Annotated in this window: 16 protein-coding genes and 1 pseudogene; 9 read left to right on the top strand and 8 right to left on the bottom strand. The window is 68.3% G+C overall.

All coding sequences use genetic code 11. The annotated features are described in order from the left end of the window. Positions 1–56 precede the first annotated feature (56 nt). A complete protein-coding gene (locus ABGB08_RS43640) occupies positions 57–845 on the bottom strand; it encodes a biotin--[acetyl-CoA-carboxylase] ligase (protein ID WP_347603235.1) in 789 nt (262 codons plus the stop codon). 180 nt (positions 846–1,025) lie between these two features. Between ABGB08_RS43640 and ABGB08_RS43645 the strand changes: the two genes are divergently transcribed. Then, positions 1,026–3,215 (top strand): FdhF/YdeP family oxidoreductase, encoded by a 2,190-nt coding sequence (locus ABGB08_RS43645; protein WP_347603238.1) that lies wholly within the window; start codon positions 1,026–1,028, stop codon positions 3,213–3,215. After that, a complete protein-coding gene (gene fdhD, locus ABGB08_RS43650) occupies positions 3,212–4,039 on the top strand; it encodes a formate dehydrogenase accessory sulfurtransferase FdhD (protein WP_347603241.1) in 828 nt (275 codons plus the stop codon). The genes ABGB08_RS43645 and fdhD overlap by 4 nt, the downstream gene beginning before the upstream one ends. Positions 4,040–4,266: 227 nt before the next feature. Here fdhD and ABGB08_RS43655 read toward each other — a convergent pair whose 3' ends face one another. From ABGB08_RS43655 to ABGB08_RS43675, 5 genes and pseudogenes are all read right to left on the bottom strand, one after another. Next, complete coding sequence (locus tag ABGB08_RS43655) at positions 4,267–7,002, bottom strand: phosphoenolpyruvate carboxylase (protein WP_347603244.1); 2,736 nt, start codon at positions 7,000–7,002, stop codon at positions 4,267–4,269. A gap of 77 nt (positions 7,003–7,079) precedes the next feature. Continuing rightward, on the bottom strand, positions 7,080–8,528 hold the full coding sequence (locus ABGB08_RS43660) for a hypothetical protein (RefSeq protein ID WP_347603289.1): 1,449 nt from the start codon (positions 8,526–8,528) through the stop codon (positions 7,080–7,082). A gap of 497 nt (positions 8,529–9,025) precedes the next feature. After that, positions 9,026–9,787 carry an ABC transporter ATP-binding protein gene (locus tag ABGB08_RS43665; protein ID WP_347603247.1) on the bottom strand — a complete coding sequence of 254 codons (762 nt, stop codon included), beginning with the start codon at positions 9,785–9,787 and terminating at the stop codon, positions 9,026–9,028. Between the two features lie 123 nt (positions 9,788–9,910). Further along, positions 9,911–11,245, bottom strand: a complete 1,335-nt coding sequence (locus tag ABGB08_RS43670; RefSeq protein ID WP_347603250.1) for an APC family permease — start codon at positions 11,243–11,245, stop codon at positions 9,911–9,913. A gap of 176 nt (positions 11,246–11,421) precedes the next feature. Then, positions 11,422–11,787: pseudogene (locus ABGB08_RS43675) on the bottom strand (transposase). Positions 11,788–11,840: 53 nt separating this feature from the next. Here ABGB08_RS43675 and ABGB08_RS43680 point away from each other — a divergent pair. The 7 genes from ABGB08_RS43680 to ABGB08_RS43710 all read left to right on the top strand — a co-directional run bounded on the left by ABGB08_RS43680 (position 11,841) and on the right by ABGB08_RS43710 (position 18,078). Further along, the gene (locus ABGB08_RS43680; protein WP_347603253.1) at positions 11,841–12,194 is read left to right on the top strand and encodes a transposase; all 354 of its coding nucleotides are present in this window, start codon (positions 11,841–11,843) and stop codon (positions 12,192–12,194) included. Between the two features lie 48 nt (positions 12,195–12,242). Further along, a complete protein-coding gene (locus tag ABGB08_RS43685; RefSeq protein ID WP_347603292.1) occupies positions 12,243–13,154 on the top strand; it encodes an RNA-guided endonuclease TnpB family protein in 912 nt (303 codons plus the stop codon). Between the two features lie 75 nt (positions 13,155–13,229). After that, positions 13,230–14,816 carry an acyl-CoA carboxylase subunit beta gene (locus tag ABGB08_RS43690; protein ID WP_347603255.1) on the top strand — a complete coding sequence of 529 codons (1,587 nt, stop codon included), beginning with the start codon at positions 13,230–13,232 and terminating at the stop codon, positions 14,814–14,816. Then, positions 14,813–15,025, top strand: coding sequence for an acyl-CoA carboxylase subunit epsilon (locus ABGB08_RS43695; RefSeq protein ID WP_347603258.1), 213 nt, complete (start codon positions 14,813–14,815; stop codon positions 15,023–15,025). The genes ABGB08_RS43690 and ABGB08_RS43695 overlap by 4 nt, the downstream gene beginning before the upstream one ends. 111 nt (positions 15,026–15,136) lie before the next feature. Beyond that, the gene (locus ABGB08_RS43700) at positions 15,137–16,084 is read left to right on the top strand and encodes an NYN domain-containing protein (protein ID WP_155361008.1); all 948 of its coding nucleotides are present in this window, start codon (positions 15,137–15,139) and stop codon (positions 16,082–16,084) included. A 93-nt stretch (positions 16,085–16,177) separates the two neighbouring features. Continuing rightward, complete coding sequence (locus ABGB08_RS43705) at positions 16,178–17,563, top strand: AlkA N-terminal domain-containing protein (protein WP_347603261.1); 1,386 nt, start codon at positions 16,178–16,180, stop codon at positions 17,561–17,563. 11 nt (positions 17,564–17,574) lie between these two features. Next, positions 17,575–18,078 carry a methylated-DNA--[protein]-cysteine S-methyltransferase gene (locus ABGB08_RS43710; protein ID WP_347603264.1) on the top strand — a complete coding sequence of 168 codons (504 nt, stop codon included), beginning with the start codon at positions 17,575–17,577 and terminating at the stop codon, positions 18,076–18,078. Here ABGB08_RS43710 and ABGB08_RS43715 read toward each other — a convergent pair. Both ABGB08_RS43715 and ABGB08_RS43720 read right to left on the bottom strand, forming a co-directional pair. Next, a complete protein-coding gene (locus tag ABGB08_RS43715; RefSeq protein ID WP_347603267.1) occupies positions 18,068–18,994 on the bottom strand; it encodes a hypothetical protein in 927 nt (308 codons plus the stop codon). The two genes, ABGB08_RS43710 and ABGB08_RS43715, sit on opposite strands and share 11 nt — an antisense overlap. Next, entirely contained in the window at positions 18,991–19,599 is a 609-nt protein-coding gene (locus ABGB08_RS43720) for a hypothetical protein (RefSeq protein WP_347603270.1), read from the bottom strand. The genes ABGB08_RS43715 and ABGB08_RS43720 overlap by 4 nt, the downstream gene beginning before the upstream one ends. Positions 19,600–19,617: the final 18 nt, after the last annotated feature.

Genomic DNA, 19,617 nt, shown 5'->3' on the forward strand with positions numbered 1-19,617 from the left:
ACCGAATCGTGGCACGACGATCAGTTTCGTGTCGTGTTTTGTCCGGCACTTGGTTGTCACGGATTGGCAGGAGCGCGGACATGCACCACATCTCCCACGCTCAGCAGGTGATCGGTCCCCTCGGACCGCACTATCAGGTATCCCGACCGGTCGATCCCGGTCGCCAACCCGATCAGTACCCGCTCCCCCGGCAGCTCCACCCGCACCTCCTGCCCCACCGTCGCGCTCCCCGCCAGGTACGCCGTGCGCAACCCGCACGACTCCACATCCCCATCGGCCGCCACCCACTCCCGATACCGCGCCTCCAGCTCCCGCAGCACGGCCAGCAACAACACGCCACGATCGACGGTCGTCGAGCCGGACAGCAGCAGCGAGGTGGCCCGCTCCACCGGCAGCTCCTCCTGCCGCAACGTCACGTTGAGCCCCATCCCGACCACGACCGCCCGATCCACCCGCTCGGCCAGCACCCCCGCCAGCTTGCGCTCCCCCACCAGCAGGTCGTTGGGCCATTTGAGCCGCACGTCGACCCCGGTCTCGGCCCGTACGGCGGTCGCGGCGGCCAGGCCGAACAGCAGCGACAGCCAGCCCTGCTTGGGCAGCGGGACGTCCGGCCGCAGCAGCACCGAGAATGTCAGCCCGGATCTGGGCGGAGCGGTCCATATCCTGCCGAGCCGCCCACGGCCGGCGAACTGCGATTCGGCGACCAGGACGGCTCCTTCCCGGATGCCCTCCCTGGCCGATTGAGCAAGATCGGCATTGGTGGAACCGGTGCGCTCGACGACCTTGACGGCCGACCACAGCGAGCCGGGGCGGACGAGCGCGCTCTGCAGCGCTGCCTGCGACAACGGGGTACGTTCAAGATCGAAAGACCGTGATTCTGGCACCCGACCATTTTCCCCTCCCGAGCGGCGCTCTGTGACCGGATTGCCGCAATGACCTGGAATAACTACGTTGTGTAGTTGAACCACTACAACAAGTAGTTAAGGTTCGGCATAAGGTTGGGAAAGTACGTTTGAGGAGCGTAAATGGACCGGAAGAACTGGGCGAGCTGGAAACCCTTCGGGATCGGCGAGCGGAAGCCCAACAACTATCTGGAGCTGTGGAAGGCCTTCCGGGCGGTCAAGGGGAACCGGCGGTATGCGTGGCGGATCCTCACGCAGGGGACCTGTGATGGGTGCGCGCTGGGGACCAAGGGGATGCGCGACTGGACGATGGACGAGATCCATCTGTGCAACATCCGGTTGCGGCTGCTTCAGCTGAACACGATGCCCGCGTTGGATGTGGGGCTGTTGAAGGACGTGTCCGCGTTGCCGGCGCGGAGTGGGGAGTTGCGGGGGCTTGGGCGGTTGCCGTACCCGATGATCCGGCGGCAGGGGGAGGCGGGGTTTGCCAGGATCGGGTGGGAAGAGGCGCTCGATCTCGCGGTGGCGAGGCTTGGCGGGAAGGTGGGGGTTTATCTGACCAGCCGGGGGGTGCCCAATGAGAACTACTTCGCGGCGCAGAAGGCGGTTCGGGCGATCGGGGTGAACTCGATCGACAATGCCGCGCGGATCTGTCACTCGCCGTCCACGGTGGCGTTGAAGCAGGCGATCGGGGCGGCTGCGACGACGTGCTCGTACCAGGATTGGATCGGTTCCGATCTGATCGTGTTCATCGGGTCGAATCCCTCGAACAATCAGCCGGTCGCGATGAAATACCTGTATCACGCGAAGAAGGCGGGCACTCAGGTTGCGATGGTCAACACCTATCGTGAGCCGGGGATGGAGCGGTACTGGGTGCCGTCCAACGCCGAGTCCGCGCTGTTCGGGACGAAGATCACCGATCATTTCTTCGGGGTGAACATCGGTGGGGACATCGGGTTTCTGAACGGTGTGCTCAAGCATCTGGTCGAGAACGACTGGCTGGACAAGGCGTTCATCGATATGCATACGTCGGGGTTCGAGGCCGTACGGGAATCGGTCGCCGCGCAGACGTGGGAATCGCTGGAAGCTCTGTCGGGCGCCACTCGGGAGGATATGTTCGCGCTGGCCAAGCTGCTTGGCGAGGCCAAGTCGGCCGTGCTGGTGTGGTCGATGGGTATCACCCAGCACGCGTATGGCGAGGAGAACGTTCGGGCGATCGTCAATCTGGCGCTGGCTCGGGGCTTTGTCGGCAGGGATAACTGCGGACTGATGCCGATCCGGGGGCACAGTGGTGTGCAGGGTGGGGCGGAGATGGGGGCATATGCCACCGGGCTTCCTGGTGGGCTGCCGGTCACCCCGGAGAACGCGGCAAAGTTCGCGGAGTTGTGGGGATTTGAGATTCCCACAACGCCGGGGTTGACAGCCACGGACATGGTCGACGCGGCGCACGCGGGAGAGCTGGACGTGCTGATCTCCTCGGGAGGTAACTTCCTGGAGGTTCTGCCGGATCCGGGTTACTGCCGCGAGGCGCTGTCCCGGCCTGGGCTGCGGGTGCACATCGACATCGTGCTCTCTTCCCAGATGCTCGTTCCGGGGGCTGGCGACGTGCTGCTGCTGCCCGCTCAGACTCGCTACGAGATGGCGGGTGGTGTCACGGAGACGTCCACGGAGCGTCGGATCATCTACTCCCCCGAGGTCGAAGGCCCTCGAATCGGCGAAGCCTGGCCGGAGTGGAAGATCTTCACTGAGCTGGCCGCCCGGGCTCGGCCCGATTTGGCGGACCTGATCCGCTACCCCGGTGGAACCGCGGCTATCCGTGAGGACATCGAGCGCTCGGTGCCCTTTTATGAGGGTATTTCCGGTCTGTCTGCGTTCGGGGACAACGTGCAATACGGCGGCAGGCATCTCTGTCCCGATGGCCTGTTCCCCACTCCGGATCACCGTGGCCGTTTCAGCCCTGTGGGCCTGCCCGAACTCCAGCGGCCCGACGGCTCGTTCCTGGTCGCGACCCGGCGTGGCAAGCAGTTCAACAGCATGGTTCACGAGCGCCGGGACGGGTTCAACGGGGCGACCCGGCAGGCCGTGCTGATCTCCTCGTACGACGCGGACCGGCTTGGCCTGGCCGACGGCGCCGAGGTCACGCTGACCAGTTCGACCGGGAGTTTCACCGGGAACGTGCTGCGGGCTCCGCTGATGCCGGGCAACGTGCAGATCCACTGGCCGGAGGGCAACGTCCTGCTGGACAAGGCCCGCCGCTCCCCTGACGCGCGTATCCCCGACTACAACGCCTACGCGACACTCGACCCGTCATGATCCGCCCAGGCCCGGTGACCCGGTACCGCGTCCGCCAGGTATCCGGAAATATCGCCAAAGATCGGCGTGATGATCTCGCTACCGAGGAGCCGTTGGAGATCCGGGTGCTGGCCGGAGGCGTCAGCCGTACCGTCGCGATCACCATGCGCACGCCGGGAGCCGATTTCGAGCTCGCGGCGGGTTTCCTGCACGGCGAAGGCCTGGTCAAACCCGGCGACATCCAGGCAATCGGCTACTGCACCGACGACGACGTACTCCCCGAGGCCCGCTACAACACGGTCTCCGTCCGCCTCCCCCAAATCCCCGACATCCCCCACTTAGAACGACATTTCATGACATCGAGCGCTTGCGGCGTCTGCGGAAGCGCCAGCCTCGACGCCCTGAAAGACCGCTGCGTCCCGCTCACCACTACCGCCCTGCGCGTCACCCCCGAAATCCTGTACGGCCTGCCCGCCACCCTCCACGACGCCCAAGGCGTGTTCGCCCGCACCGGCGGCCTGCACGCAGCGGGACTCTTCACCCCCGACGGCACGCTCGTGCAGACCCGCGAGGACGTCGGCCGCCACAACGCGGTGGACAAACTCGTCGGCTGGGCCCTCCTGCACGACCGCCTCCCGCTGACCGGCCACCTACTCCTGGTCAGCGGCCGAGCCAGCTACGAGATCGGACAGAAAGCCCTGGCCGCCGGAATCGAACTACTCTGCGCGGTCTCCGCCCCCTCCTCCCTGGCCGTCGACCTGGCCAGAGAGTTCGGCATGACCTTGATCGGCTTCCTCCGCGACGAACGCTTCAACGTCTACGCGGGCGCCGAACGCATCGAATAATCGACGCTCGAACAGCACCTAGCGGAATGCCGCAGCCGCTGCTGGTGCCGGTCTCGAACAGCATTTAGCGGAATGCCGCAGCCGCTGCTGGCGCCGGTGCGGCGAGAACCACCACCTGCGTTAACGGCGCCGGATAACGGCGGGAAAGCCGACGACCTGCTCATTCTGGTACCACACTCTGCGGCCCACGCTCTGACGCCCATCCGCTGAAGTCGGGTGCGCTTTGGTCAGCCCGTGTTCTGGAGTCCGGCCGCGACCCCGTTGACGCTGAGCAGTAGCAGCGTCGACAGACGATCCCGCTCGTGTTCGGTCAGTGGCTCCTCTGAGCGCAGCGCCGACAGCGCCCGCAACTGCAGGTGCGAGAGCGCGTCCACATACGGATCACGCAGTTGGACCGCGCGCGACAGCACTCGGCGGCTCTCCAGGAGGCGGGTGTGCCCGGTGATCTCCAGCACCAGCTTGCGGGTCAGGTCGTACTCCTCCAGGACCTGCTTGGCGAAGTCGTCTCGCCCGCCCAGGGCCAGATATCGGGAGGCGATGGCCTTGTCGGTTTTGGCCAGGGACATCTCGACGTTGTCCAGCAGGGAGGCGAACAGCGGCCATTCCTTGTAGGCGGACTGGAGTTCGGCCCGGCCGCCCGCGTCCAGGACGGCGGACAGACCGCTGCCCAGGCCATACCAGCCGGGGAGGTTGACGCGGGTTTGGGCCCAGGCGAACACCCAGGGGATGGCGCGCAGATCGTCCAGCGATTTGGGTGCCCCGAGCCCACGACGCGCGGGGCGGGAGCCGAGGCGTAGGGAGCCGATCTCCTCCAGGGGGCTGACCAGCGCGAACCACTCGGGGAAGCCGGGTGCCTCGGTCAGTGCCCGGTAGGCCTGTTCGGAGGCCGAAGCCACCTGACCGGCCAGTGCGCGGAACTTGGCGGCGGCCTCGGCGGTGCGGGATTCCACGCTGGAGGTGGAGGCGAGCAGGACGGCGTTGGTGACCTGTTCGATGTGGCGGCGGGCGATGGCCTGGTGGCCGTACCTGGCGAAGATCACCTCGCCCTGTTCCGTGACCTTGAAGCGGCCGGCTACCGAGCCCGGGGCTTGGGCCAGCACCGCCCGGTTGGCCGGGCCGCCGCCCCGGCCGAGCGCGCCGCCGCGGCCGTGGAAGAGCGTGAGCCGCACGCCGTTGGCGGTCGCCCAGGTGGTGAGCGCGGCCTGCGCGTCGTAGAGGCGCATGGTGGCGGCGGCCGGGCCGAGTTCCTTGGCCGAGTCGGAATAGCCCAGCATGACCTCGATCCGGCGCCCGTTGGCGGCCAGCCTGCGCCGGACCGGTTCGGCCTCCATCATCCCGGTGAGCACCGCCACCGAATTGTCGAGGTCGGCGCCCGACTCGAACAGCGGCACCACGTCCAGCACCGGCGCCCGCTCGCCGAGCGCGTGCTTGGCCAGCTCATACACGGCCACGACGTCGTCGGCGGAACGGGTGAAGGAGACCACATACCGGGAGCAGGCCTTGACCCCGAACCGTTCCTGGATCCAGGCGATGGTCCGGATGGTGGCCAGCACCTCCTCGGTCCGCTCCGAGCGGCGGCCCCCGGAGTTGAGCTCGGCCAGCGCCTCGGCATGCACTTGCGAGTGCTGCCGCACCTCCAGCTCGGCCAGGTGGAACCCGAACGTCTCCACCTGCCAGATCAGGTTCTGGAGCTCCCCATAGGCCTGCCGGAACGCGCCCGCGTCGCGCAGCGAATCCTGGGCCAGGCGCAGGTCGGAGAGCAGGTCGACCGGCGAGAGATAGGCCAGGTCGAGGTCGCGGCGGCGGGTCGCGGCGATCCTGGCGGCGGTGAACAGCAGCCACTGCCGGTGCGGCTCCTGCGGCGAGCGGGTGGCCATCTCCGAGACCAGGTCGGGGAAGTCGCCCTCGGCCTGGGCGAGCGCGGCCTGCAGCTGCTCGGACGGCGGGGTGTAGGCGGAGGCGGCGGTCAGCGTCCTGGCGATGCGGGTGGCGGCGGTCTCCAGCGCGGTCAGCACGTGCTCGGCGTGGATGAGCACGGCCTCCCTGGTGACCTTGGCGGTGACGTTCGGGTTGCCGTCCCGGTCGCCGCCGATCCAGCTGCCGTAGCGGATGTAGGCCCGGGAGCGGGGCGCGCGGGTGCTGGTGCCGGGTTCGAGCGCGGCGTCCAGCGACCGGTAGATGTGCGGGACCGCCCGGAACAGGGTCTCGTCGAAGGCGGCCATCGCGGTGCGCACCTCGTCGAGCGGGTCCAGCTTGGTGCTCCTGAGCTGGGAGGTACGCCAGAGCAGGTCGATCTCCTCCAGCATCCGCCGGTGCGCCTCCTCCCGCTCGGCCGCCCCCCGCCCCGGCGTGTTGTACGCGTCGAGCTGGGCGCTGACCCGCTGGATTGCGGTGACCACGGCCCGCCGCCTGGCCTCGGTCGGATGCGCGGTCAGCACCGGCCGGAACTCCAGCCCGGCGATGAGCCGGTTGAGCTCGTCCTGACCGAGATCGTCCTTGAGGTCCCTGACGGCCTGGGCCAGCGACTCCGGCACCGGCATGTTGCTGCGTTGATTGCGATGCTCCGCATCGCGGTTCGGGTGCTCATCCCCGGTGTCTTCCCTCGTCGCTCCGCTCCTCAGTCCAGACACCGGCGCACCCTCACGGTCGCGGCGGCGCAGGATGCGGATCCGATAGTGCTCCTCGGCCAGGTTGGCCAGGTGGAAGTAGCAGGTGAACGCGCGGGCGATCTCCACCGCGCGTTCCACCGGCCAAGTGTTCACCAGGGCGGCCACCTCGTCCACGGTGGTCTCCCGGCGGCGCGCGGCGATCACCGCTTTGCGCAGCCGTTCCACGTCCGCCAGCAGGTCGGGCCCGCCCTGCTCGGCGATCACCTGACCCAGCAGTTCGCCCAGCAAGCGGACGTCGGCGCGGAGTTCGTCGGGCATCTCAGTGACAGCGCTGTGGCGTTCGGTCGAGGCCATGTTTCGAAGACTAGCGAGTGACCCTGACCTCCCCGATACCGGTCTCACCCATTGGACTAGACCAGTCGGGTGGCCGGTCAGGTGGGCCGGGAGACCGCCGCGAGCAGCTCCGGCATACGCCGGAAACCGATCCTGGCTGCGATCCGCCGCCCGCCCCAGGCCACCGCCGCGCCGTACAGCACGGCGATCCCGCTCACCCAGGGCGCGATGAACATGGTCGGGATCACCACCGGCAGCGACAGCAGCCCCGCCCCGAGCATGGCCCCGAATCCGGCGACGAACGCCTGGCCGCCCTGGCCGGGCGCGGCGCCGCTGAACGCGTTCATCCGCTCCGGATAGGTGTACGGCGAGACCACGCTCATCACCGAGCCGGTTCCCATGGTGAGCCCGAGCACGCACCAGGCCAGCAGCGTGGCCGGCACCGCCCAGAGCAGGTTCCCGGCCAGGGCCGCCGCGGCCACCGAGACCACGGCGAGCAGCGGCCCGGAGATGACGAAGTTGGCCAGCTGCCGCCCGGCGAAGTCGGTGCGCAGGTCACGTTCAGTGCCGAAGGCGACGGCGTTCATCCACAGCGACCTGCCGTCGATGCCGAACGTGTTGGACATCTGCACGCCGATCACGATCGCGGCGATCGCGGCGGGCCCGACCACGAGGCCGAAGCCGCTCATGCCCTGCGAGCCGCGCAGCGAGAACAGCATGACGCCGCTGACCGCGACGGCCGAGAACCAGGCGACCCGGCCGCGCGGTTCCCGGCGGGCGTACTTGAGCTCCTTGGCGAGGACCGCGCCCAGCTTGCCGTCCGGGATCAGGCCGCCGCGGCGTGAGCGCCGGACCGAGCCGCCCTGGTTGGAGGCGTCCGGGCGGACCAGCGCGGCCCGCAGCGCGACGATCCAGAGCCAGCCGAGCAGCACCACGACGGCGGCCAGGATCAGCAGGTCCAGCACGCCGACCAGGCCGCCGTCGGCGATCGCGTGCGCGGCCAGGCCCGGCGGGGTCCAGCGCAGCGCGTCGCCGGTGGCGCGGAACACCGCCAGCGAGTCGCTCGGCAGGCCTTGGTTGATGAGCAGGTTCGGCAGCTGGGTGAGCAGCACCACGAACACCACGGCGACCGCCAGCATGTCCCGCCCGCGGCGGCTGCGCAGCGCGCCGGACAGGGCGGTGGTGACCAGCCGGGAGGCGACCAGGCAGAGCGCGAACACCAGCGGCACCGCGACCAGGCCGAGCAGCACGCCCCCGATCCCTCTGGCCAGGCCGACCACGCCGCCGAACAGGGCGACCAGCGAGGCGATCGGCCAGGCGCCCGTGGCGGAGGCGGCGAACATACCGGTCGCCAACTGCCGGGTGGTCAGCGGGAACAGGGCCAACCGGGACGGATCGAGCGTCTCATCCAGACCGAACGCGAGCAGCGGCACGATCATCCAGCTGAGCACGGCCAGCGTGAACACCGAGGAACCGATCTGCAGCGCCAGCTCCGCCGACCCCAGCCGAGTCAGGCTGAACAGCAGGAACCCAAACAACGCACACACCACAGCCGCAAAGATCGAAAACCCAAACCCAAGCTGCCGAATCAGATCCCCACGCAAACTACCCGCGATCAACCGAAGCTTCAGCCGCACGAACGTGCCGACCATCGTGCCACCTGCCGAGCCAGGCACCGAGGCAGCAGTCGAGCCAGCTATCGCGCCGGAGATAGAGCCAGGCGCGGCACCAACCGTCAAGCCGAGCGTGGGGTCAGGCGCAGGGCCAGACGTCGAACCGAGCGTGGGGTCAGGCGTGGGGTCAGGCGTGGGGTCAGGCGTGGGGTCAGGCGTGGGGTCAGGCGTGGGGTCAGGCGTGGGGTCAGGCGTGGGGTCAGGCGTGGGGTCAGGCGTGGGGTCAGGCGTGGGGCCGGACCTCGAACCAGCCGTCGAGCCAGACGTCGAGCCAGACGTCGAGCCAGACGTTGAGCCGAGCGTGAGGTCAGGTGTAGGGCCAGACGTCGAGCCAGGTGTGGGGTCAGGCGTTGAGCTGGGTGTTGAGTCGGTCATCGGGCGCCCAGCCAGGACAGGCCCTCGCCGTCGCCGTGGCCGCGGGCGCCGACCAGGTCGAGGAATGCCTCGTTGAGGGTGCGGCCCTGGCGGACGTCCTGGACTGGGCCCTGGGCGACGATCTGGCCGCGGCTCATTACCGAGACCCAGTCGCAGAGGCGTTCTACCAGGTCCATGACGTGGCTGGAGAAGATAACCGTGGAGCCGGAGGCGGTGTAGCGCTGGAGGACCTCGACCAGGGTGTTCGCGCTTACTGGGTCGACGCCTTCGAATGGCTCGTCCAGGAAGAGGACGTCCGGGTTGTGCAGGAGCGCGGCGGCTAGGCCGATCTTCTTGCGCATGCCGGTGGAGTAGTCGACGACCAGTTTGTCCTGCGACTCCACCAGGTCCATGACGCGGAGCAGTTCCTCGGCGCGCTGCTGGACCTGGGCGCGGGGGATGCCGCGCAGCTGGCCGTTGTAGAGGAGGAGTTCCCGGCCGGAGAGGCGCTCGAACAGGCGCAGGCCCTCGGGCAGCACGCCGATCCGGGACTTCACGTTCAGGGGGTCGGCCCACACGTCGAAGCCGTCGACGGTGATCGTCCCGAAGTCCGGCCGGAGCAGACCGGTGACCATGGACAGCGTGGTCGTCTTCCCCGCGCCGTTAGGGCCGACAAGACCGGCGAAGCTACCTTTCGGCACCATCAGCTCGACCCCGGCCACCGCGACCTGCTGCCCGAACCGCTTGAACAGCCCCCGTGTGCGAACCGCCTCATCCATACACTCAACTCTTCTCTACGTGACGGCGCCCCCGTCCTCTGTGACAACGAACATATCCAGACCTAAGTTGCAAATACGTACCGCTACCGCTGATGACGAACGCGCGTTCAGCGTTCGGTGCGCTCACGGGCTGATCTTCGCCGGATCGAGGTCGGTCACCCGGCCGACGAAGAGCCGATTCACAAACCAGAGCAGGACACCGAGGGCGATCAGGACGGCGGCGCGCAGGTAAACCGAGCCGTCGCGGCCGGTGATCGGGAGCGCCAGGACGAGGCAGACGACCGCGCCGATCGCGGGCGCCCAGGTGGGGGCCTGGTAGTGCCAGTGTTCCACCGGATCCCGGCGCAACACCAGGACGGAGACGTTGACCAGCGCGAACACGCAGAGCAGCAGGAGCACGGTGGTGTCGGCGAGGCCGCCCACCTCGCCGGTGCTGACCAGGGCGACCGCGATGGCGACGGTGAACAGGATCGACACCCAGGGGGTGTGCCGGGATGGATGCACGGTGGCGAAGACGGCGGGCACGATCTTCTCCCGGCCCATGCCGTAGACCAGGCGGGAGGCCATCAGCATGTTGATGAGCGCGGTGTTGCCCACGGCGAGCAGGGCGATCAGCGCGAACAGTTTGGGCGGAAAGGTGAGCCCGGCCACCTTGACCACTTCGAGCAGCGGCCCGCTGGAGGTGCGCAGAGTCTCGGTGTCGACCAGCATGGTGGCGGTGAAGGCGACCGCGAGGTAGATGAGGGCCGCCGCGGCCAGGCCACCGAACAGGGCGCGCGGGAAGTCACGCTGCGGATCCTTTGCCTCCTCGGCCAGGTTGACCGAGTCCTCGAAGCCGAGCAGGGCGTAGAAGGCCAGCGCGGTGCCGCCGAGCACGCCCAGGAACGCGCCGTTGACCGGGTGGAACTCCAGCGCCCTGCCGGGATTTCCGTCGCCCACGACCAGCGCGTAGACCCCGATCGCGATGATGACCAGCAGGCCGAACGCCTCGATCAAAGTGAGGACCACATTGACCTTGATCGACTCCGAGATGCCGACGAAGTTAACCAGGGTGACCAGGCCCAGGAAGATCAGCGCCCCCGCCAGGGTGGGCAGGCTGACGAACTCGGCCAGATACTGCCCGCCGAAGGCGCGAGCGGCGGCGCTGGCCGAGGTGATGCCGCTCATCATCACGGCGAACGCGACGATGAACGTGACGAAGGGGATGCCGAACGCCTTGTTCGCGTAGAGGGCGGCTCCGGCCGCCTGCGGATATTTGCCGACCAGCTCCGCATACGCCGTCGCGGTCAGGGCCGCCAGCACGAAGGCGACCAGGAACGGAACCCACAGCGCACCGCCGACCTGCCCCGCGACCTTCCCGGCCAGGGCGTAGATGCCGGCACCCAAGATGTCACCGAGCACGAACAGCAGCAGCACCCTGCGCCCGATGACCCGCCGGAGCGATGTTTGCAATTCCATGACCGTAAGACTACCCAGCGTGACCGACACTACTCCGCAAGCGCACGGCAACGGCCGTGAGCACATGGTTATCGAGAGCCACAGAAGGCCCTGTCCTTCGGGGAGATGAATGCGGTCCCGGTAGGGATGGTCCGCCGTCAGGTGGCCCGTAGCGCGCGGCGCGGATCCGGAACCCGTCAGAATGGGCGGCGCCGTTGTTCGATGTACCGCTCGACGATCGAGAGCGGGGCGTTCCCGCAGGGCGTGGCGAAGAAAGACAGCAACCAGGATTGTCCGTGCATGAGGGTCTGGTCGACCCGTCCAGTGAACTCTTCGTGCTGGCACCTGAGCCTGCCGACCAGCTTGGAGATGGCGGCCTTGGTCGGTAGACGACGAGCAGGTGGACCAGGTCGTCCTCACCGTTGAACTCGCGGCGGGGGCGGCATCTCCTCGTCGAAGACATTCCGCCGAAATGCGATCACAAAGACCGGTTGGGCGTGGAGCGCTGGGACGAGGTGCCTGCGGCGCCGATATTTGACTTTCGCCGCCCCTTGGCCATGCACTAGCGTGTTCGAGTCGTGACGGCTTGTAGCTGGCGTACAGAAGGGGGCCAGGGGTGAGGCTGCGCTACAACTACCGGCTCTACCCCGACGACTCCCAGCGTCAGGCGCTGGCGCGGTTGTTCGGGTGTGTCCGGGTGGTGTGGAATGACGCGCTGGCGATGCGCAAGGCCGCCCGCAAGGCCGGACTGCCCTGGATCGGCGGCGGGGACCTGCAGAAGATCTGTATCACCGCGGCCAAACGGACACCCGAGCGGGAGTGGCTGGGCGAGGTGTCCCCGGTCCCACTTCAGCAGTCGCTGCGCGACCTGGACCAGGCGTACCAGAATTTCTTCGAGTCAGTCAGCGGGAAACGTAAAGGCCCGCGGATGGGGTTGCCGGTGTTCAAGTCCCGCCGGGATCAGCGTTGATCGGCCCGGTTCACCCGTACCGCCTTCCGCCTGCCCGGTGACGGGACGCTGTACCTGGCCAAGATCGGGAAGGTCGAGGTGCGCTGGTCGCGGGAATTACCCGCCGTGCCATCGTCGGTCACAGTCATTCGGGATGCGGCGGACCGCTATTTCGCCTCGTTCGTGATCGACGTCGAGGATGCCGGGCAGGTGCTGCCCGAGGCTGACGCCGAGGTCGGGATCGATCTGGGGTTGACTCATTATGCGGTCTTGTCGGACGGCACGAAGATCGCCAATCCGCGGTGGCTGCGTCGCCGGGCCAGACGGCTGGCTCGGCTGCAACGGGCGCTGTCGCGCAAACAGAAGGGATCAAAGAACCGGGAGAAGGCGCGGATCGCGGTGGCCCGCCAGCACGCCAAGGTGGCCGACGCGCGCCGGGATTTCCTGCACCAGACCAGCACGTCGATCATCCGCGAGAACCAAACGGTCGTGATCGAAGATCTGGCGGTGCGGGGTTTGGCCCGCGGTCGGCTGGCCAAATCGGTGAACGACGCGTCCTGGGGCGCATTCCGTACCCTGCTGGCTGGGAAGGCGGCCCGTTCCGGGCGGACGGTTATTGCGGTGGGCCGCTGGTTTCCCTCCTCCCAGTTGTGCCCGTGTTGCGGCTGGCGGAATGGGAAGATTCCGTTGGAGGTGCGGGAGTGGGATTGCCCGTCTTGTGGGGAGTACCACGACCGCGACGTGGCGACCGCGCTGAATATCCTGGCCGAGGGCCTTCATCAGCGCGAGCTGCGCGAGGGCCAGGTGGGGTCGACTCCGGCCGGGAGACGGCGGGACAGGAACGCTGGGTTAGGACAGGACAAGGACATGGTGGCCGCCGGGCTGGCGGACACTCGAAACGACTGTGGAGGGCGGGTAAGACCAGGTGAGGCAACTCCGACCCTGGCACCGCTCGCGACCTGCGGTGCTCACGCGGCGTAGAGGAAGCAGTAAGAACTCCGCGGCAACGTGGGGGGTCCCTGGCGTTCGCGCCAGGGAGGATGTCAACCTGTGGGCATGACGGCTGAGGGAATTCGGGCTTCCGAGATCGACATCCACACCACCGCCGGCAAGATCGCTGAGCTTGAGCGCAGGCTGCACGAGGCCGAGCACGCCGGGTCGGCGCGGGCGGTCGAGAAACAGCATGCCAAGGGCAAGATGACGGCCAGGGAACGGGTCGCCGCGTTCCTGGACGAGGGGTCGTTCGTGGAGTTCGACGAGCTGGCCCGGCATCGTTCCACGAGTTTCGGCCTCGACCGCGAGCGGCCGTACGGGGATGGCGTGGTGACCGGGCACGGGACCGTGGACGGGCGGCCGGTGGCCGTGTTCGCGCAGGACTTCACCGTGTTCGGGGGGTCGCTTGGGGAGGTCTTCGGAGAGAAGATCGTGAAGGTCATGGACCACGCGCTCAAGACCGGCTGCCCGGTGGTGGGGATCAACGACTCCGGCGGCGCGCGGATCCAGGAGGGCGTGGTCAGCCTCGGGCTGTACGCGGAGATCTTCAAGCGGAACGTGCACGCCTCCGGGGTGATCCCGCAGATCTCGCTGATCATGGGCCCGTGCGCGGGCGGCGCGGTCTATTCGCCCGCTTTGACCGACTTTGTCCTGATGGTTCAGGAAAAATCGCACATGTTCATTACCGGGCCGGACGTGATCAGGACGGTGACCGGGGAAGAGGTGACTTTCGAGGAGCTCGGCGGCGCCCACACGCACAACTCCAAGTCCGGTGTGGCGCATTATGAGGCCAGCGACGAGGAGGACTGCCTGGCGTTCGCGCGGGCGCTGTTGTCGTACCTGCCGTCGAATAACTTGGACGAACCCCCGGTTTTCCCCGCGGACGCGGCGCTCGATCCGGTGCCGGAACTCGACACGTTGATCCCTGACTCGGCCAACCAGCCGTACGACATGCACACCGTGCTGGGGCACGTGCTCGACGACGGGGAGTTCCTGGAGGTGCACGCGGCGTTCGCGCCGAATATCCTGGTCGGATTCGGGCGGGTGGAGGGGCGTTCCGTCGGGGTGGTCGCGAACCAGCCGCTGAGTTTCGCGGGCACGCTGGACATCGCCGCCTCGGAAAAAGCAGCGCGATTCGTCCGGACTTGTGACGCTTTCAATATCCCTGTACTGACATTTGTTGATGTCCCGGGATTCCTTCCGGGGACCGATCAGGAATGGAACGGCATCATCCGGCGGGGGGCGAAACTCCTCTACGCATACGCGGAGGCCACCGTGCCGCTCGTCACGGTAATCACCCGAAAAGCGTACGGCGGGGCGTACGACGTTATGGGGTCAAAACACCTCGGAGCCGACGTTAACCTGGCCTGGCCGACAGCGCAGATCGCGGTGATGGGCGCGCAGGGCGCGGTCAACATCCTCTACCGCAGGGAGCTGGCCGCGGCCGACGACCCGGACGCGGCCCGCGCCGGATACATCACCGAATATGAGGACACGCTCGCCAACCCGTACCTGGCCGCCGAGCGCGGCTACGTCGACGCGGTCATCCGGCCGTCGGACACCCGCGCGCAGGTGGTGCGCGCGCTGCGCGCACTGCGCAACAAACGGGCTTCGCTGCCCCCCAAGAAGCATGGGAACATCCCGCTGTGAGCCAATTGAACCATCTGAAGATCGTCCGGGGAGACGCCTCCCCCGAAGAGATCGCGGCCCTGATCGTGGCACTCACCGCAGCCACGCCAGCTCGCGCGCAAGCCGTACGGGCCGGAGAGGCCTGGCGGGATCCGGTCAGGAGCATGCGGCAAGGTCGCTCCTGGCGGGCCGGTCCGGGCGCCTGGCGGGCGAGCGCACGGCTGGATTAGCGATGGATTAGATCCGCCGAACCGGGTGTCAAGTGGCCCAAGAGTTGGGAGTATCTACAAAAGGGCAATTACCCTCAGCCAAACACATGGAGACGAGGCCTGGAGGACAAGATGGCCATCCCGGACCTCGCAGCGCACAGCATGGCAGCCAAATACGCGGTACTCGTCGATGTCGGATACCTCTACGCGGCGGCCGGAGAGGTTCTCCTCTCGGCCAAGGAGCGTAAGGAGTATCGGGTCGCGGCTGACGAGTTGATCCAGTCGTTGCAGAAGCACGCCCTGGAACGCATCCCCGGCGAGCTACTGCGCGTCTACTGGTACGACGCGGCCCGCGACCGCGTACCGACCGTGGACCAGCGCGTCATCGCCCAGCTTCCCTGGGTCAAGGTACGACTCGGCAACCTGAACGCGCGCGGCCAGCAGAAAGGCGTGGACGCGCAGATCCGCAGCGACCTGGAGGCGCTGGCCCGGCACCACGCGGTCAGCGACACCGTGCTGATCGCCGGCGACGAGGACATGGTGCCCGCGGTTGAAGCCGCGCAGGCTTACGGAGTGCGGGTGCACCTGTGGGGCGTGGAACCCCCGTTCGGAACGAACCAGGCGGAACGGCTGGTGTGGGAGTCCGACACGGTGGAGATCCTCAGCGCCGACTTTCTCCGGCCGTACTTCAACCGGGCCCCCATCCCGGTGCCGGTCACGCCGCCGCCGTCGCCCGCGCAGGTGTTCGCCGCCCGGGCCGCGAAACCGGCGGCGCCGCCGAAGCAGGTGCACGGCGCGCCCAGCAGCCCCAAGCTGGGCCCGAGCCGTCCCCGGGTGGAGGAGGTCGGCGAGCACGTGGCGCAGAAGTGGATCCTCACCCGCGGCCGGGACAACATCAGGGATCTGCTGCCCGGACCGATCCTGCCCACCGTCATCGACACCGAACTGCTCATCGAGGCGGAGAAGGAGCTCGGTCACTCGCTGCGGCCCTACCCGGAGGCCCGGGTGTGGCTGCGGGACGGTTTCTGGGCCCGGGTGTACCGGGAGTTCGACCTGGGGGTGGGGATCTCCAGCAAGTAGCTCGGAGGAGGTCTCGGGGCCTGCTCCGGTTGCCCACGCTGAGGTCCGATTTCCGCCAGCAGGGTCGGCTGAGCAGCGCATAACGTGTTCTTTATGAGCACGGGTCTGGACTTCGAGCGGTGTTACCTGGCGATATGCGCCCGTGACGCCCGCTTCGACGGACGGTTCTACACGGCGGTGACGTCGACGGGGATCTACTGCCGGCCGATCTGCCCGGCGCGTACCCCCGCGCGGAAGAACGTGCGGTTCTATACCCACGCGGCGTCCGCCGAGGCGGCCGGGTTCCGGCCGTGCCGGCGTTGCCGGCCGGAGCTGAGCCCGGGGTCGCCGGGCTGGGACGCCCGGGCTGACCTGGTCGGGCGGGGGTTGCGGCTGATCGACGACGGTATCGCGGACGAGGTCGGGGTGGCGGGGCTGGCGCGGCGGCTGCACGTGACCGAGCGGCATCTGCACCGGCTGTTCGTGGCCGAGCTGGGCACGGGGCCGCTGGCGGTGGCCCGGACGCGGCGGTTGCTGCTGGCCAAGCAGCTGCTCACCGAGACGTCGTTGCCGATCACCGATGTCGCGTTCGCGGCCGGGTTCGGGAGCGTGCGGCAGTTCAACGCGGCCATGAAGGAGTCGTACGGGTTCGCGCCGGGCGATCTCCGCAAGAAGGTGGGACCGTTGCGCGCGGTGGGCGGGCCGGAAGGGGTGACGCTGCGGCTCGCGTACCGGCCGCCTTACGACGCCCAGGCGCTGCTGCGTTTCCTGGCTTCCCGCGCCATCCCCGGCATCGAAAGCACGATATTTCAGGACAACCTGGTGACCAGCTATCAGCGGGTGATTCCCGGTGGGGCGATCACGCTGACGCCCGCCAGCGATCACATCCGGCTGACCGTGAGCACGGACGACACGCGCCAGCTGGCCAGGATCGTGGCGCGCTGCCGCCGCATGCTCGACCTGGACGCCGACCCCGACGCCATCGCCGCCGTCCTGGAGCCCACGGCACTGGGACCCTTGGTGATGAAACGACCGGGCCTGCGGGTCCCTGGGGCTTTCGACGCCTTCGAGCTCGTGGTCCGCGCGATCGTCGGCCAGCAGATCTCGGTCGCCGGCGCCCGTACCCTGCTCGGCCGGATCGCGGGCGGCGACACCTTCCCCACCGCGGCGGAGCTCGCGGAGAAGGACCTGACCGGACTCGGCCTGACCGGACGCCGCATCGCCACCCTGGGCGCGGTCGCCCGCGCCGTCGCCGACGGCCAGATCGACCTGGAGGGCGGCGACCCCGCGGAGACCTCGGCGCAATTGCTGGAAATTCCCGGCATCGGGCCGTGGACGGTCAGCTACATCGCCCTGCGCGCCCTCCGCGATCCCGACGCCTGGCCCGGTGGAGACCTCGTGCTCCGCAAGAAGATGGCCCAGCTGGCCATCGAGGAATCCGAAATCGAGCGGTGGCGCCCCTGGCGCGCCTACGCCGCCCTCCATCTGTGGAATGCGTAAGGAGAACCATCATGATCGTGACCCGTACCGTTCCGACACCCGTCGGCCCGCTCGCCCTGCTCGCCCGCGACGGCATCCTGATCGCCGCCGGCTTCACCGCCGACCCGTCCGACATGTTCGTACGCCTCTCGCCCCAACTCCAGGCCGAGGGCATGCGCATGGGCGAACTTCCCGAAGCCGCCCAAGCCGTAGCCGACTACCTGGACGGCAAGCTGGAGGCCCTGGACACGATCCCGGTGTCGCAGCCCGGCACGCCCACCCGCCAGCGCCTCTACGAGGCACTTCGCGCGGTGCCCGCGGGGACCACCGTCCGCTACGCCGAGCTGGCCCGCAACGCGGGACTGCCCCCGACGGCGGCCCGGGCGGCCGGTTCCGCCTGCGCCCAGAACCTCATCGCGCCGTTCGTCCCCTGCCACCGGGTGCTCCCGGCGGCAGGCGGCTACGGCGGCTACTACTACGGCCCTCCGGTCAAGCAGTGGCTGCTCAACCACGAGGCCCGGTTGATCAACGTCTGACGGTGCTCTGGACCTCGCTCACCGGGATGTCCCGGGTGACGGTTCCTTCGACCGGGTCGAAGACGAAGGGGACCACGGACTGGTCGGCGTTGGTGGTGACCGGCCAGACCGTGGTGACGGTCAGGGTGTAGACCTTGCGGGGCTGGTCCGCCGAGGCGCGCAGGTAGCGCACGCCGCAAGTGAACGTGCCGCCCTTGACGTACGGCCGGCCGCTCGGGCCGCAGTTCTCCTTGACTTCGGCCCGGTCGGCCGTCGTGCCCGCGTCGATCTCGATGTTGCCCAGGGTGGCGGTCACCGTGGCGCTGAGCAGGCCCGGCAGGGTCGCGGTGACCGAGCGGGTGGTCTGGCCCTGGCCGTCCAGCCACACCCAGGTGGGCAGGTTCACGTAGCTCTTGGCGTCGGGGTTGAGCTGGACCTGCGGCTCGGGGACGGTCAGCGCGGCGCGGGCGATGTCCAGGAGTTCGGTCATGGTGATCCCGGCGGGGGGCGTGTTGCCAGGACCCACGAAGATCGCGCCCTCCAGGGCGGTCCAGCAGGACATCCCCTCGGGATCGGCGGCGTTGTAGGCGGGTGACCACCAGCGCCCCGGCTGGCCGACCTTGTCCTTGAACTGCTTCAGGAACTTCTGGAAGTCCTCCTCGGTGCTGCCGGGGTTGGTGCGGAACCAGAACGCCCGCAGGTCCTCCTGAATCTTCAGCATGTCCTCGGCGCTGCGGCCGGGCTCGTACCAGCAGGGGCGTTTGATCCGGTAGCCGTCGGATTTGGCGCCCAGGCCGTTCCCGCTGATGACGATGGTGGAATTCTCCAGTTGCACGCCGACCGTGCGGCCGTGCTGGAAGCCCTCGCCGGAGGGTCCGCCCGGGTCGGGGGCGGCCGCCGGGGCGAGGGCGAGAGCCAGGGCGAGCAGCACTCTCATCGCAGGCACTCCTTCGCGCGTTCATCGGGATAGCTCGCGTGGCGGAACAGCTTGACCCTCCAGGCGCCGTCGTCCCCTCTCCGCACGGCGGCGACCTGGAAGTAGGTGGATTGCGGGGACGCCGTCCAGGCGGGCTGATCGTCGATCGGCGCGCCGGTGGCATCGGTGACCCGGATGCCGGACGTGTCCACGCAGGCGTTGATCTCCGCGCCCCGTCCGGTCACCGAGGCGACCCGGAGCGCGTACAGCTTGGCGGTGCCCTGGGCGGACTGCTTTCCCTTCAGGAAGCTCCAGACCCAGCGGTACGCGTCGCGGTTGGCGGGTTCCTCGACGCTGTCCAGGTAGGTGTCGTCGACGCCGGCCGTACCGACCGCGCGCCACTGGTCCACGTAGTTGTCGGTGAAGGCTTTGATCATCTTGTTGCGGTCGGATGGCCAGTCGATCGCGATCTGCAGGCCCGGGGCGGCTGTGATCGTTTCGATGCCGGGGGCGGATGACGTGGCGGGGAGCGCTTTTGTGGTGGTTCCGCCTCCTCCGGGGGCGAATTCCGGTCCGGCTGGGCTGGCGCAGGCCGATAACGCCAGGATCATCAGCGTTATGGCCACATGTCCTCCCGTGCGTCG

Origin of the sequence: Acrocarpospora sp. B8E8 (genome assembly GCF_039871605.1) — a bacterium.
GTDB lineage: Bacteria > Actinomycetota > Actinomycetes > Streptosporangiales > Streptosporangiaceae > Acrocarpospora > Acrocarpospora macrocephala.